Annotated in this window: 9 protein-coding genes; 5 read left to right on the forward strand and 4 right to left on the reverse strand. The window is 63.7% G+C overall.

The features are described 5' to 3' along the window. Position 1: 1 nt before the first annotated feature. A complete protein-coding gene (gene cydC, locus ACP7B9_RS14165) occupies positions 2-3430 on the forward strand; it encodes a thiol reductant ABC exporter subunit CydC (RefSeq protein WP_425864377.1) in 3429 nt (1142 codons plus the stop codon). Between the two features lie 12 nt (positions 3431-3442). On the opposite strand, the gene ACP7B9_RS14170 is transcribed toward cydC, so the two are convergent. After that, positions 3443-5212, reverse strand: coding sequence for a LamG-like jellyroll fold domain-containing protein (locus ACP7B9_RS14170; protein ID WP_425864379.1), 1770 nt, complete (start codon positions 5210-5212; stop codon positions 3443-3445). A 125-nt stretch (positions 5213-5337) separates the two neighbouring features. Here ACP7B9_RS14170 and ACP7B9_RS14175 point away from each other — a divergent pair, with 125 nt between their 5' ends. Continuing rightward, entirely contained in the window at positions 5338-6315 is a 978-nt protein-coding gene (locus tag ACP7B9_RS14175) for a GNAT family N-acetyltransferase (protein WP_425864381.1), read from the forward strand. Between the two features lie 31 nt (positions 6316-6346). Here ACP7B9_RS14175 and ACP7B9_RS14180 read toward each other — a convergent pair whose 3' ends face one another. After that, a complete protein-coding gene (locus tag ACP7B9_RS14180) occupies positions 6347-6865 on the reverse strand; it encodes a DinB family protein (protein ID WP_425864383.1) in 519 nt (172 codons plus the stop codon). Positions 6866-6924: 59 nt separating this feature from the next. Continuing rightward, positions 6925-9540 (reverse strand): DNA gyrase/topoisomerase IV subunit A, encoded by a 2616-nt coding sequence (locus tag ACP7B9_RS14185; protein ID WP_425864385.1) that lies wholly within the window; start codon positions 9538-9540, stop codon positions 6925-6927. 84 nt (positions 9541-9624) lie between these two features. On the opposite strand from ACP7B9_RS14185, the gene ACP7B9_RS14190 reads away from it, so the two are divergent. From ACP7B9_RS14190 to ACP7B9_RS14200, 3 genes are all read left to right on the forward strand, one after another. Further along, complete coding sequence (locus tag ACP7B9_RS14190; protein ID WP_425864387.1) at positions 9625-12300, forward strand: GNAT family N-acetyltransferase; 2676 nt, start codon at positions 9625-9627, stop codon at positions 12298-12300. Between the two features lie 68 nt (positions 12301-12368). Next, positions 12369-13064 carry a DUF5998 family protein gene (locus tag ACP7B9_RS14195; protein ID WP_425864389.1) on the forward strand — a complete coding sequence of 232 codons (696 nt, stop codon included), beginning with the start codon at positions 12369-12371 and terminating at the stop codon, positions 13062-13064. Positions 13065-13068: 4 nt separating this feature from the next. After that, a complete protein-coding gene (locus tag ACP7B9_RS14200) occupies positions 13069-14316 on the forward strand; it encodes an alkaline phosphatase family protein (protein ID WP_425864391.1) in 1248 nt (415 codons plus the stop codon). Between the two features lie 61 nt (positions 14317-14377). On the opposite strand, the gene sepH is transcribed toward ACP7B9_RS14200, so the two are convergent. Next, complete coding sequence (sepH, locus tag ACP7B9_RS14205; protein ID WP_425864393.1) at positions 14378-15667, reverse strand: septation protein SepH; 1290 nt, start codon at positions 15665-15667, stop codon at positions 14378-14380. Positions 15668-15743 lie beyond the last annotated feature (76 nt).

A 15743-nucleotide genomic window follows, 5' to 3' on the forward strand; every position in this document is an offset into this window, starting at 1 on the left:
TATGAGCCTGCGCCCCACGCTCCCCGAAGGTACCTCAACCCGTCTGGCCTTGGCCGGCCTTGCTGGCCTGGCCGCCGTCAAAGCAGTGGCTCTGGTCCTGCTCATGGGCGCCCTGGCCCACGCGCTGGGGCAGTGGGCGGCCGGCGCCGCCCTCGACCCTATCAAGCTGCTGGTTCAGGGCACCGTGGGCGCCGTGCTCATGGGGGTTACCGTGTGGGGCCAATCAGTCCTGGCCCGCCGAGCCGCGTTGGGCACCAAAGAGGAGCTGCGGGCACGTCTCGTGGAACATCGGCTCACTGAAAGCTCTGCCCCGGGCGCGGGTGTTGGGGCCACAGGTGTCGGTGCGGAGTCGATGCTGGCCAGCCGGGGTTTGGACGGGCTGGACAACTATTTCAGCACGTACCTGCCGGCACTGGTGAGCTGCGCGGTCCTGCCGCTGCTGGTGGGGCTGCAGATTTTGATTTCGGATTGGGTCAGCGCGCTGATCGTGGTGTTGACAGTGCCCTTGGTTCCGGTGTTTATGATCTTGATCGGCCTCCATACCCAGGAACGTGTTGACCAGGCTGCCCGCGGCCTTGATAGGCTCTCAAATCACCTGCTGGAACTGGCTCGCGGGCTGCCGGTTCTGGTCGGCTTGCGCCGCGCGGCAGCACAGCGCAAGGCCCTTGCCGATGTATGCGATTCCTACCGGAAATCGACCATGGCTACGCTCCGTACAGCATTCCTGTCCTCCATGGCCCTGGAACTCATCAGCACCATTTCGGTTGCCGTGGTTGCTGTTTTCATTGGCGTCAGATTGGTTGCCGGAGGGATGGAACTTGAGGCCGGGCTGCTTGCCTTGATGCTGGCGCCGGAGTGCTTCCGTCCCCTGCGGGACCTCGGCGCTGCCCACCACGGCAGTGAAGATGGCGTGGAAGCGCTCCGCAGGGTCAAGGAAATTCTGGGCAATGAGGCGACGGATCCGGAGGGCGGGGCGGATCCGGTGGCCGGTGACGATGAATCACCTGTCACCCAAAAGCGAAGTGAAGCGCCACGAGCCAGTGGCAGCACCGCTGTCCTGGTGGCGGACAAGCTGCGCGTCAGCTACCCCGGTCGGGGGCACGCCGCCGTCGAAGGCTTCAGTGCCACGCTGGCCCGGGGCGAAGCACTGGTGCTGGCAACGCCAAGCGGGACAGGGAAATCAACAATTCTGGCGGCCATCGCCGGCTCCTTGGACAATGCGGACATCACCGGAACTCTGTTGCTGAGCGCCCCGGACACCCAGATATTTGTTACGCAACATCCCGCATTTACCGAAGACACCGTGTTGGCCGAGCTTGCCCTCTATGCCGCAGGTCCGCAGGGGATCGCCGTCGACCCTGCCGTATTCACGGCTGCACTGGCAGACGTCAATGCATCGCACCTGGCCCAACGCACTGTGGTTGACTGCAGCCCGGGCGAACTTCGCAGGGTGGCCGTTGCCCGGGCGCTGGCACGCATTGCGGCCGATCCGGCGGTAGAACTGGCCCTTTTTGACGAGCCAACCGCCCACCTGGATCCAGTCTCCGCAGCAGCCGTGCGCAGGGCGCTGGGACGCCTACGGGGGAGTGTTGCCGTTGTGGTGGCAACCCATGACTCGCAGTTGGCAGCCACGCTGGGTGGCGAAGTCTCCGGCACGCCCGCACAGGGCGAGCCCGTCCACCCCGCTGGGCCGGCCACGGACAGCTCCCCGGCAGGCGATGCGCCTGAGCGTCCTGTGCCTGGAACTATCGCTGAGCCGAGGTTGTCGTGGCGTCACCTGCGGCTATTGCCGTTGCTTTCGCCTCGTTTTGCCGCCGGAGTCGCGGTCTCCGCCCTCGCCACCCTGAGCGCGGCGGCCCTCAGCGGCATCTCCGGCTGGCTCATCGTATGGGCGGCCGCGCAGCCCCCCATTCTGTACCTGATGACCTTGATCGTGGGTGTTCGTGCCTTCGGGATTGGCCGATCGCTCTTGCGCTACAGTGAACGCCTGCTGACACACGATGCAGTCTTCCGGTGGGCGGCTGCGCTGCGGGTGAAGTTGTGGGACTCGTTGGGTTCCTCGGTGCTGCACTGGGGCAAGCTCACCCGATCTGGCGGTGCACTGGGCACACTCGTTGCCGACGTGGACGAGTTGCGCGACGCCGTTCCCCGCGCCGTGGTTCCCCTTCCCGCCGCCCTCATTTCCTATGCGGCCGTGCTCGTAACCACTGTCTTATTGGTTCCCGAAGTTGCCTGGATCGTTGTGGTTCTTGGTGTGCTGGCACTGGTGCTGCTGCCCCTTGTGGTGCTCGCCGCACAGCGCCGAGCATCGGCGGCCGCGGCCGTGCACCGGGTCTGGCTTGCCAACCGCGTGACAACGCTCTTTGCCGCTGCGAGCCAGCTCCGGGCCAATGGTGTGGGCCGTACTGAGGCGGTTCGCTTCAGCACTCAAGATGCCATGGTGGCCAAGCCGCTCCGACGATTGGCCTGGTCTGACGGCCTAGGCCAAGGCGCCGTGATGTTCCTGACTTCGCTGGCAGCGGTGGGTGTCGCGGCAACTGCCATTGGTGCCGGTGCGGATCCTCGTGCCGCGGCCGTTGTGGCATTGCTGATGCTGGCGTTGGCAGAACCGCTGGGCCAGTTTGTCGAGGCGGTCTCCGCACTTCCGGCCCTCGTGGCCATGATGAAACGAACGCTGCCGCTGCTCGATGCCCCGTCCACGGTGCTGGCAACCCAGAGTGAGGAAGCGTCCGACGGCGGCACGGAAGTGAGGGAGCTGGCCGTCGCCGACATTTCGGCCAGGTACCCCAACGCTGAACATCCAGTCTTTAGCGGCGTGAGTGGCGGTACCGAGCGCGGGCGTTGGTGGACCGTCAGCGGCCCCTCGGGATCGGGGAAATCCACCTTGTTGGCCGTCCTCCTCGGATTCCTTGTGCCCGAACGCGGCAGTTACCGGATCAACGCTCACGCGGCCACGCCCGGGGCGCTGGCCAGCATTGCCTGGTGCCCCCAGGATTCTTATCTCTTCAATTCCACGCTGCGCGCAAATCTTGCCATCGCCAAACCGGCGGACGGCGCGCCAACTGACGCCCAGCTGCTTCAGGTCTTGGAGACCGTTGGCCTCGGCCCCTGGCTAGCCGATCTGCCACTGGGTCTTGATACCCGTGTCGGCCCCGGCGGACACCACCTTTCCGGCGGCCAGCGCACCCGAGTGTCGGTGGCCCGGACGCTCGTGGCGGGGGCCGACGTCGTCCTTCTGGATGAACCCACGGCGCACCTAGGTGAGGACGAGGCTGCGCAGCTGGTACGTGACCTCCGTGGCGCCTTAGTAGATGCCGCCGTGGTCCTCGTGACCCACGACGTTTCCCACAACAGAGGGGTGGCGGGCAGCGGGGACACGCACCTCGCGCTGGGCATGGATAAGGCGGCGGCACAGCCCGCGCGTGCCTAGCCGCAGCTGGGCTCAGGCAATCATGAACTCCCGCGGTGCGAGAGCACGGGACACGATGCGAATGTCACCAATGGTGCCGAGCCAGGTCTTGTCGAGCTCGCCCGCCCAGGAGTAGGCGCCCACGGTCCACGGTGCGCCGGTTTCACCACCGGCTAGGCCCTTGTTGACAGTGGACGGGTTGCGGACCACGGCGCATCCGTCGACGTACATGGTGGTGTGGCGGCCATCGTTGACCACTGCGACGTGCCACCAGCGGGAGGTGCGCAGTTCGTGTCCCCAGTTCGTCACGGAGCGGTCCAGATTTGTCGGGTAGACGCACCATTGCAGCTCAGGACCGCCACTGATGGACAGTGTTGCGGCTGGCTCGTCGACATCTCCCTTGACGCGCCCGGCCGCCTTAGCTGAGACCCAGCGGGAGATAATGGCGCTCCAGGCGGAGTCGCCGTTGAACGGCTCCGGCAGCTTGAAGAACGCCTCGAAGGTGTAGCCGCCCTCAAATGCTGCCTTGTTGATGGGGGCGTCGTCAGCCGTGAGGAGGTAGGCGCCCGTGTCTTTGCTCCCGGAGAAAGTCAGCGAAGAATTGGCTGGCTGACTGGGGTGGCTGTCGTTGGCGAAGACCAACGGCTCGGTTGAAGGACCTGCGACGACAAGCGCGTTTCCGCGGCCCGAGGCATCCTCGATCCGGCTGCCCGTGGCCAGTGTCCCTGTTCCCTCGAAGCGCCAGTACGCCTCGGTTCCGGGGATCACCAATGTCGCTGCCGGGCGAGGGTCCCGTCGCGTCGGCGGCGTGAGGGCTGGCGGCAGCGCAAAGGAGAAGCGGTCGGTCTCGGCTGTGAGCTGCAGTTCCTCGCGTTCGAGCTCGTTGAGGCCGCCCGCGTCGATGTGCGGGACTTCGGTGGAAACATCCACCACGCCCCGGTCCAGATCGAAGCGGTACAGCCGTGTGGCGGCAGCACCACCGTAGTAGAGCTGCTGGTAGTTGGCCAGGTGGAGCTCGACCGGCTGGTCGGCCGCGTTTTTGCGGGTTATGCGGCCCGAGGGCCAAAAGTGGCCGTTGATGCTCAGGAAGACCTGCTGGTTCTCGTTGATGAGCTGGTCCCAGACGAGTTTGCCGTGGGCGCTTTGGACCGCGGTTCCGCCGTCGGCGCTGACGGAATCGTGGACGGTGATGATGGTGGGTGTCTGGGCATGGGCTTCAAGGATGGAGCGCGCCCAGGCGATGCCCGCCGTGGACAGGCGCCAGTCCAAGGCCAGCAGCAGGAATTCCGTCCCTGCTCCATCAAAGGTGTAGGCGGAGTTGTAGCCGCCTGCGTCCTGGGCAATGCGCTGCTTCGAGGCGAGCGGCGCAAACGCGTCCAGAAACGGGGTGGGTCCGCGCTGGTCGTCCGTGTTGGAGTTAGGGAGATCGTGGTTGCCGGCAATGACGGAGAACGGGATGTTCTTCTTTGCGAGGATGGCGAACGGCTCTTTCGCGGCCGCGACTTCCTGGGCGAGCCCATTTTGCACCACGTCGCCGAGGTGGGCAACGAAGGCGAGATCCTTCAAGCCCGCGAGATATTTCATGGTTTCGGTGAGGGGTTCAGGGTGGAGCGACTCGCCGTCGAACAGGTACTGCGTGTCGGGAATGATGGCCAGCGTGAACACCCGCCCGGAATCGGATGCCGGAGCCGCAAGAACGGCGGCCTGCGCATTCTGGGGGAGGAGGAAGGGTGCGGCCGCGGCGGCACCGGCGCTGGCGAGGCCGCCGGCAAGCATGGAACGGCGGGAAAGTGTGGTTGACATGGCAGAGACCGTACGGGGCCACTCTGAACGGGCGGACACGGCAGCGTAAACAGCAGGCGAAAACCCGCAGCGGCCAGCCCGCAAGCACTGGGCAGGATTCGCCGGCCACGGCCTAGGCTGGGGACATGACATCGATGCAAACAGTGCCCTGGCCCGCGGTTCCTGGACTGGAATTTCGCCCATTGACGGCGGCGGACGTGAATATGTGGCTCGAGCTGGTGGAACGCGTCGCCGCGTTTGAAAAGGCTCCGTGGCACATGCAGCGCTCCGAACTGATGGCGGCGATATCCGATGCTGTGAACCCGGTGGCGGACAATTCGCTAGCGGGTGTGGACGGCGACGGCGTGGTGCGCGTCTTTGCTCGTGTGGTCAAGAATCCCGACGGAGACAAGGCCCACGTCTACGGTGGAGTTGATCCGTTGTGGCAGCGGCGCGGCATTGGGCGGGCCGTTCTGGCGTGGCAGGAAGCCCGGACCGCAGAGCGTTTCGTGGCGGACGGCCAACACGCGCCGAAGGCACGGAACTACGTTGAGGAAGATAACCCGGCGCTCCTTGCCCTGATGGCGGGTGCCGGATACACCGTGGTGCGGTATTTCTCGGAGATGCTCCGACCGCTGGAGCAGGCTCCGGCGGTGCCCGCACCCCCGGGAATTTCTATCGTGTCCTGGACGCCGGAGCTCAGCGAAGCCGTCCGCCTTGCCCACAATGAGGCCTTCGGTGACCATTGGGGTTCCGAGCCCCGAACTGTTGAACAGTGGGACGTCCAAATGGCGCACGAGCACGGGCGCCTTGACTTGTCGGCCGTGGCCGTTGACAGTGCCACGGGCGACGTTGCCGGATACCAGTTGGCGACCGTTGACCCCGAATCCACGAACGGCCGCAGCGAGGGCTACACGGAGCTATTGGGCGTGCGCCGGGAGTGGCGGGGCCGTGGGATCGCACCGGCCTTGCTGGCGGATGCCATGGCTCGCTTTGCCGCGGCCGGACTTCAGTACGCCGCCCTAGATGTGGATACCGAGAATCCCACCGGGGCCCTGGGCTTGTATGAGCGCATGGGCTATAAGCCCGTGCGCAGCAGCATGGCCTGGGATAAGGCGCTCTAGAATTTTAGGCGTTGATTTTTAGGCGTTGATGCTACGCGTCGATGTCGTGCAGGTGATGAACCACGTCATGGAGGAAGTAGCCGGCCAGGGTCAAAACCGTGAATTCGGAGCCATTGCTGCGCAATCCGCGGCGGCTCCATTGTTCTTCGCTGACGGCGCCAAAGGCGGCTGCGGCGTCGAGCCCGTTTTGTACCAACTCCTGCGAAACCACCTCGGGGTCCAGAGCGGAATAATTACCATCAAGGGCGGCCTGGTCTTGGTCCCAATTGGCAAAGGTGGGTGTTTCTTCGCGCAGCATGAGTTCAAGCCGGGCTGTGAACACGTCAAAGACGTCCCTGACGTGCGCACTGTATTCCAGCACCGACCAGGTGTCGGGACTGGGGCGAACCTCAACATCTGCCCGTCGCAATGCCCCCTGCCAGCGCGGCAGCACCGCGGGAAGCATGGTTGCCGCCGTGGCGGGAGTTGCCGTAGCTGCTTCGAAACCGCATTCGGGGCAGGTCCGTTCCAGAACCCAGGTCCAGTCTTTGTCATCAGAAATGATCGCCATGCGGCCAGTCTAGGGGGATTTTGGGAAAGGCTGCACCGGGTTACGCCCTATCCGACTTATCAGTCGAGGGGTAGCTCAAATGCTTCCTGAGTAGAGGTCGGCATTGGTTCTGGATCAGCCGCAGGAGCAGGCGGTGCAGACTGCGGGGGTGTAGCTGCCTGAGCCGTGCCGGGGCCCTCCGGACCCGTGCCCTGGGAGCCAAGACTTGGGCCAACGAGGTCGATCGCAGCGCTCAGTGCCACACCGGAACCGTCTCGGTTCCCGTGCTCCACGGGCAGGGCCCGCACAACGCCAGAACTGGTCGAGGCCTTGGCCGGGCCGTGACCGGCCCAGGCGACGAACAATCGGTCTTCGCCCTTGAGGAAGCGGTGCGCCCGCACGCCGCCCGTTGCCCTGCCCTTGGCCGGGTATTCGGAGAGGGCCGTGACCTTTGCAGAGCCTGACGGCGTACCGGGCAGGGCGTCCTGCCCGCCGGCCACCGTGACCACAACAGCCTCAGCATCGGCGGGGGAGACCACCCCGAACGACAGTACAACGTCACCTGCGCCGAGCTTGATGCCGGCCATGCCACCGGCCGTGCGGCCCTGGGGACGGACGTTGGCGGCACTGTACCGAAGCAACTGGGCTCCCTGCGTGAGGAACACGAGGTCGTCGTCGTCCGTGGCAACAGCCGCCCCCACTACGTAGTCCTTGGGCTTGAGTGAGATGTACTCCCAATCGTCGCGGTTCAGGGGGTATTCCGGGGTAACTCGCTTGACCACACCGGTGGCTGTACCCACCGCGAAGATGCTGTTCAACGGCACGAAGCCCACCAATGATTCGCCCTTGGTGAGCGTGATGAAGTCCTTGGCAGCCACACCGCCGGAGAGGTTGGGCAGGGCGGCCGTGGGTGGCAGGACCGGCATGTCCACGACCAGCAACCGGAGCATCCGGCCCAGCGAGGTCAAAGCACCGATTTCTGCCCGGGCACTGGTCTTGAGCACGGAGGTGAACACATCATGCTTGCTCCGCCCGCCGGATTCAACCAACGGATCGGCCGTGCTGGTGCGGGCAATCTGCCCCGTGGCGCTGAGCAACACCCAGCAGGGATCATCGGCAATTTCCAGGGCGAGCGGGGCAGCCTTTCCGGCCTTACCACCGAGGCCGGCGGCCAGCGCCTTGGCTACCGAAGGAGCCATGGCCTCGGATTCCAGCAGCACCGTGCGGCGAGGTGTGGCGTACTTGGCCGCCACCTCACCCATCTCATCGGACACCAGCTGGTGCAGTAGTTCCTGGGAGCCAAGGATCGCCTCGAGCGAGGCGATCTCGCGGCGCAATTCATCCCGTTCGGTTTCCAGCTCAACCATGGAGAAGCGGGTCAGGCGGCGCAGCTGCAGGTCAAGGATGTAGTTGGTTTGGATCTCGGACAGGTCATAGATGGCCATGAGCCGTTCCCGGGCTGCAGCAACTTCATCGGAGGTGCGGATGATTTGGATGACCTCATCGATGTCCACAATGGCGATGAGCATGCCCTCGACCAGGTGCAGCCGATCCTGCTTCTTGCCCAGCCTGAAGGCCGTGCGGCGCCTGACCACATCAATGCGGTGGGAAACAAAGACCTGCAGCAGCGGCAGCAAACCGAGGGTCTGCGGTTGACCGTCCACTAGACAGACGTTGTTGATGCCAAAGGATTCCTCGAGCGGGGTGAACCGGTAGAGCTGTTCCATGACGGCGGCCGGGTTGAAACCGTTCTTAAGCTCAATGACCAGGCGCAAGCCGTTCTTGCGGTCAGAGAGGTCGATGAAGTCGGCGACACCGGCGACTTTATTGTTGTTGCGGGCGTCCTTGAGCTTTTCCTGTACCTTTTCCGGACCCACCAGATAAGGCAGTTCGGTGACAACCAGGCCAACGCGGCGCGGGGAAAGTTGTTCGACGGTAATCTTGGCGCGCGTCTTGAAGGAACCGCGTCCGTTGGCATAAGCGTCCCGGATTCCCTGCAGGCCAACGATGCGCCCGCCCGAGGGCAGGTCCGGCCCGGGAACATACGCCATGACGTCCTCGAGCGTTGCGTCGGGGTTCGCGATCAAGTGTTGTGCGGCGGCGATGACCTCGCCGAGGTTGTGGGGGGCCATGTTTGTGGCCATGCCCACCGCGATACCGCTGGCGCCGTTAACGAGAAGGTTGGGGTAGGCGGCCGGCAACACCGAGGGCTGCATCATCTGGTTGTCATAGTTGGGGACAAAGTCCACAACGTTCTCATCCAGGTTTCCCGTGAGTTCCAGGGCCGCGGCAGCCATGCGGGCCTCGGTGTAACGGGGGGCGGCAGGGCCGTCGTCGAGCGAGCCGAAGTTGCCGTGCCCATCAATGAGCGGCAGGCGCAGCGTCCAGTCCTGGGCCATGCGGACCATGGTGTCGTAGATGGCAGTGTCGCCGTGCGGGTGCAACTTTCCCATGACCTCGCCCACCACGCGGGCACTCTTGACGTGCCCCTTGTCCGGGCGCAGCCCCATCTCGCTCATCATGTACAGGATGCGTCGCTGCACAGGCTTGAGCCCGTCGCGCGCGTCAGGCAGCGCCCGGGAGTAAATAACCGAGTAGGCATACTCCAGGAAGGAGCCTTCCATTTCACTTGAAACATCGATGTCGACGATGTTTTCAACGAAGTCTTCGGCTGCGGGAGGTTGGCGCTTGGCCATGATGGCAGTGGTTCCTTTTCTACATGGGGTGTTGCGAAACCGGCACGGACGCTAAAAAGCGCATCAAGTCGGTACAGTGATTCTATGGTGAAGCCAGAGCCCGAGCCCGTATATCCGGCCCATTGGGAAGCTGATGTTGTTCTCCGCGATGGCGGAACCGGGCATTTGCGCCCCATGACGGCCGAAGATGCGGATGCGGTGCAGGCATTTCACATGTCACAGTCGCAAAATTCCATCTATATGCGTTTTTTTACGTATAAATCCAAGCTCACTGCGAAGGAACTGCGCCGCTTCACCGAACTCGACTATTCCAACCGTGTGGCATTTGTCATAACGCGCGGCGCAGAAATTATCGGGATCGGGCGATACGACAGGCTCGATGACCCCACCGAGGCCGAAGTTGCCTTCAACGTCTCTGATTCCAACCAGGGCAGGGGACTGGGTTCCATCCTATTGGAACACCTCGCCGCGGCCGCTCGGGAGAAGGGGATCGATAAGTTTTCCGCCGAGGTCCTCCCGGAAAACCGCAAGATGATCCAGGTGTTCTCCGAGGCCGGTTACGAGGTTCACCGTCACTACGACGACGGCGTCATCTCCCTGTACTTCCAGATCGACCCCACCGACAAATCCCGGGCCGTCATGGAGTCCCGCGAACACCGCGCCGAAGCGCGCAGCGTTGCCGGTCTGGTGGCGCCACAGTCCGTGGCCGTCATTGGCGCCAGCCGGGCGTGGGGAAGTATCGGGCAACAACTGCTCGAACACGTGGTGGAGGGCAAGTTCACAGGCGCCATTCACGCCGTCAACCAGGACGCCCTGGAAGTCTCCGGCATGATGCCCTACGCCAGCATCGCCGAGGTGCCGGGGCCCGTCGACCTGGCCGTCATCGCCGTACCTTATGACCAGGTTCCCGGCGTAGTGGATCAGTGCGGCAAGGCAGGTGTCAAGGGCCTCGTTGTTGTCACGGCCGGTTTTGCGGACGACGGCGTACGCGGCCTTGCGAGGCAGCGCGCCTTGGTGCGTCAAGCCCGGGCGAACGGCATGCGGTTGGTGGGTCCGGCGTCGTTAGGTCTTGCCAACACCGATCCGGCAGTGTCCCTGAACGCCTCCATGGCGCCATTTCTGCCGCCAAAGGGTGGACTGGGGATCTTTAGCCAGTCCGCAGCGCTCGGCGTTTCCCTCTTTGCCTCGATGACGCGGCGGGAGGTTGGCATGTCAACGGTACTGTCCGCCGGAAACCGGGCCGATGTCTCTGGCAATGACATGATGCAATTTTGGGAGGACGATCCCAACACCACCGCGTGCGGGCTGTATCTGGAATCCGTGGGCAATCCGCGCAAGTTCTCCCGCATCTCGCGCCGGCTTTCCCGCAGCAAACCAGTCATCGTCGCTAAATCGGATTCCGTGGGGCTGCGGCTGCCGCCCGGTCACGCCGTGCGCACCACGGCGGCGCCGGCAGGTGCGCTGGACGCCATGCTGCGCCAGTCCGGCGTCATCCGGGTCAACACGATTGAGGAACTCTCCGATGTGGCCCAAATAGTGGCAGGCCAGCCGCTGCCCAAGGGGCCAGGGCTGGCCATCATTGGCAATTCCGCGGCGATGGGCACTGTCGTGGCCGATTTGGCCGAACGGCACGGGCTGACGGTAGCGGCCGTCCACGCCCGGCTCGTGCTTGACATTGGCCAATCACGGGCCTTGCCGCTGCTCAAACGAACCGTCCTCGGTGCGCTGGGGGAGCCCGGCGTGGATTCTGCCATCGTGACCCTGCTGCCCGTCATCGGGCTGACGCTGGAAAACATAGCCAAAACATTGCAGGAGTGCTCGGCGGAGTCCGGGAAGCCTGTCATCGCCGCTTTCACAGGGAACATGGACCCTCGCGTTCAGGTGAACCGGCAGATGGCTGGAGCGCTCCCGGCGTATTCCAGCCCGGGCGCGGCCACGGCTGCCCTAGCGGCGGTGACCCGTTACGCGCACTGGTTGACGTTGGAGGCGCCGATCTTCGAACCGCCTGCTGGGGTGAACCCGCAGGCGGCCGAGTCGCTTCTGGCTACGTGGCTCAAGGGTGTGGCCGGGGACGAGCTGGTGACCCTCAGCGCCGCTAAGACTCGGGAACTATTGGGCCACTACGGAATTACGATGCTTGAATCGGCGCCTTTTGGAAATGGCGATGAAGCCGTTGCGGCCGCCGAAAGGCTGGGCTGGCCGGTGGCCATCAAGACCCTTGACCCCAGCCTGCGGCATCGCCTGGACCTAGGCGGTGTGCGCATCAATATTGAAGACGCGGACTCGCTCCGGCGCAACATTGTGCAGATGCGCAAGCTGCTCGAGCCGTACGGGAAGAAGGGGCTTGAAGTTCAGTCGATGGCGCAGGTGGGTCAATCCTGCACCCTGCGTGCCATTGAGGACCCGCTTCTAGGCCCGGTGGTTTCCTTTGGTCTTTCCGGTGATGCCGTGAATCTCTTGGACGACTGGGCGCACAGGGTCCCGCCGCTGTCTCTCGGCGACACCGCCGAGTTGATCCGCTCGCCACGGGCGGCTGCAAAACTCTTTGGTTACGAGGGGCTGCCCCCGGGCAATGTGACGGCGTTGGAAGATCTTGTGGCCAGGGTTGCCATGCTCAAGGACGAACATCCGGAGGTGGCCTTCCTGGAATTCAGGCCTATTCTGGTGGGACCCACCGAGGTGACAGTCCTTGCCGCTGATCTGCGCATCGGCAATCCGGCACAGCGTACCGACAGTGCACGCCGGGCCATGATTTCCTGACTGGGTTTTCACGTGCATGTTTCATGCGCGTCGTGCCCAGTTCGCAACGCCGCCGCCAAAGTGCGAAAATGGGGCATATGAACAGCTTCGGAGCCGGCGCCCCGGCCAACACCACGGCCCGTGAATTGGAAGCCGCCCTCCAACGCTCGGGTTTTTATCCCCGACTCGTTGCGGATGTGGTCAATGACGCCCTGGATGGCCAGGAAAGCTTGTCGCACCTGGTCCATCTTGAAACCCACTTCGAGCGGAACGAGGTGCACCGTCACATCACGGTCTTGGCGCTCACCTCGGAAATGCTGGTCATCACCCACGTTGACGACCACCAATTGGATGAGTCGGGCGAGCAGATGGTGGCCCAGGTTTCCACTGAGTCGGTGCCCGTCAGCCAGATCAAGTCCGTGGTGCTCAGCTATATTTACGCCCAGCCCCAGGACTACAAGCCTTCCGACCCGGCCCGTGAGCTGACCCTGGCCATCGCCTGGTCCGGAGGCCAGCGGATCGAGATGGGTCCGTCGGCGTGCGGGGATCCTGAATGCGACGCGGATCATGGCTACTCTGGCACCATTGCCCAGGAAGACATTGCGTTGCGTATCAGCGCCGAGGCGGAAGGTCTCCAGGCTGTTGCCGATGCCAAGGCCTTTGCCCGCGCCTTGCGCGCGGTGAACACCGGGGCAGTCAATTCCGGTGCAGGCCACGGGGAGCTGGCCGCAAGTAAGTTCCCCGTCTTTGGCGCACGGTTGGGCCGTTCCCATTACCGCCGATAACGCCGTGAGCACCACGAGTCCCGCACCTACAAGTCCCGCACCGCTGGTGCTGGCTCAACAGCCACCCTTGCCAGCCGCGCCGGGTTACGGAAAATCCAGCATCGGCGATGTTCTCAGCAGCGCTGCAGCGGCATTGGGTGCCCCCGGGTTCGCGAATGTCCTGAGGTTGCCCGCGGCGCCGCGGATCTGCGTCGTGCTTGTCGACGGGTTGGGTAAGTCCCTGCTCAAACAACGCGCGTCGCATGCACCGTTCCTCCGTGAGGTGATGGCGCAGGACTCCCAGGGAGAACACCCCAGGACCCTGCAAGCGGCGTTTCCGAGCACCACAGCCACCTCGCTTACAGCCTTGGGTACGGGTGTGGTTCCCGGTCTGCACGGCATGGTTGGCTATGACGTTCTGGATCCGCGCCAGGACAAGGTAGTGAACTTGTTGGGAAATTGGGATCCCGGTGTTGACCCCATGACGTGGCAGCCCCAAGCCACGATTTTCGAGAAATTGTCTCCTAACGTGCCCACCACCACGGTGAGCCTGCCGCACTTTGCCAACTCGCCCATGACGCGTGCTGCGCTCCGTGGCAGTGACTTCCGTGGCGTCCAGTCCACGACGGACCGCGTTGAGGCTGCCGCCGAGGCGCTGGCCGCCACGCCCAGCGCGCTCGTGTATTTGTACTGGAGTGAGTTAGACAAGGCTGGTCATGCCTACGGGTCTGATTCGCCGCAGTGGGAACGCCAGCTGGAGGACCTCGACGCCGGCATGAAACGTTTGGCAGCCGCGGCACCGGCCGATGCCCTGATCCTGCTGACGGCAGATCACGGCATGGTCGATGTGCCGCGCTCGGCCCGCATTGATTACTCCGAGTTCCCCGAACTCGTGGCAGGTGTCCGGCACACGGCGGGGGAGCCGCGCATGGTTCACCTCTACCTTGAACCGGATTCCAGCGAGGAAACCCGGCAACTGTTGATGGCTTCCTGGCTTGAGAAGTTCGGTAAGCAGGCGTGGGTAATCACCCGTGAGGAGGCCATCGCCGCCGGATACTTCGGCGAGGTCAGCGAATCAGTCGCGGCCCGCATAGGTGACGTTCTCATCCTGGCCCGTGAGTCGATCGCGTTCTATGATCTCCGCCGGGTGCGCCTGCAGGCCATGGATGTGGTGGGCCAGCACGGATCCATTACGAAGGCAGAACGGGAAGTTCCGTTACTGCGAATCCCCGTCACGGCCAAGAAAACCAAGAGCAAAACCAAGCGGCGTTAACGAAATGCGGGATAAACACACTAGAACAGTGTGTTTATCCCGCATTTATTCGGAGTGAAGGTCAATCGCCCTTGGTGCCGAAAACGATCTCATCCCAACTGGGAACGCTGGAGCGCTTGGGCTTGCCAGCGGCCTTACGTTCCAGCCGTGCGGCAACTTCGCTGTCGCTGGGGCCGCCGGCGTCCTCGTCGCTGTCGTCGCTCCTCTTGGCCGAAACCTCAAACACCGGCTCTGCCTGAGTCTGCGTTGGGCGTAGTGCCGTGGCAGGTTCACCAGAGAGGACAATCTCGCGAGTTTCCGTGCTGACGTCGGATACGCCGTCGAACTCGTGATCATCCTCGGCCAGCCGAGGTGCCAATTTCAGGAATGGGATGGACCGCAGCCGATCCTTGGGCGCCGGAACCTCAGGCTCTTCTTCGACAGGCTCTGTTGATTCCTCATCTGAGGTGGACCCGTACAGGGCCTCGTCCCGCGGATGAGCGCCGGGCACATGAGTGCCGAGCATGGCGGCTAGTTCGTCGTCGCCATCCTCATCAATGCCTAGGCGTACGCCGCGGCGCGAACGCAACATGTCAAGGAGCCCGCCGCGTGCCGGGTAATCCTCGGTGGTTTCGGGCGCCTCTGCGGTAGCAACAGCGTCAGCTTCCGCCTCTGAAACGTCCGCTTCTACGTCAAAGGGTTTGTCCATGACGGCACTGAGTCGACGTTCCGGCACGGGGCTGTCCAGTGGTTCTAGTTCGCTGAGTTGCTGGGCCCAACGGTTGGCGTTGTGCAAAGCCTTGCGGCTCGCATGGAAACGCCAGAGGGCGGGGGCAGGTTCGCCAATGCTGCTGGCTGCCCTTTCAGTGCCGGGGTCAAAATCGGCACTGATGGTCCATGCGCCGGCGCTATTGCGCCAAGCGTCCCAGCGCAGCGTCTTGGGGTCGATGCCAAAAGCCGCAAGGCGGTGCCGGACCATTTCATCCAGGGATGCCGGGCTGTCGCCAAAGGCAGATTTGTAACCCTCAATGTGTGGGGCGGCCGCAGAAACTTCAACGGCACGGGCCTGAGTGGCGATGTACTCGCGCTCGGCCAGAACCGGTCCTTCATAGCGTCGGACCTGCTCCAGGGAAAGGCCCGATTCCTCGGCCACATCAGATGCACTGGATCCGGCCCGGATCAAGCTCTGAATTTCCCGAGGTGTCATCCGGGTACCCGACGCCTGGGTTACGCGTGAGGAGCGGTGAGCGGTTTTGCCCACAGCTGTGCGCAGCGCCTCATCCAGGGGGAGTAGGTAGATGTCCCCATCGGGACCACTAAGAAGCAGATTTCTGCCATCATCGTGGACACCCACCAGCCGTAGATCAGCCATGCCGTCCTCCCAAAAAGTCTTTCAGTTCACTTCGAAACTTTGCCACCGATGTGCGCATTTTCCTACTACCGTGCAG

It is taken from the genome of Arthrobacter sp. TWP1-1, assembly GCF_049897845.1.
Classification (GTDB): domain Bacteria; phylum Actinomycetota; class Actinomycetes; order Actinomycetales; family Micrococcaceae; genus Specibacter.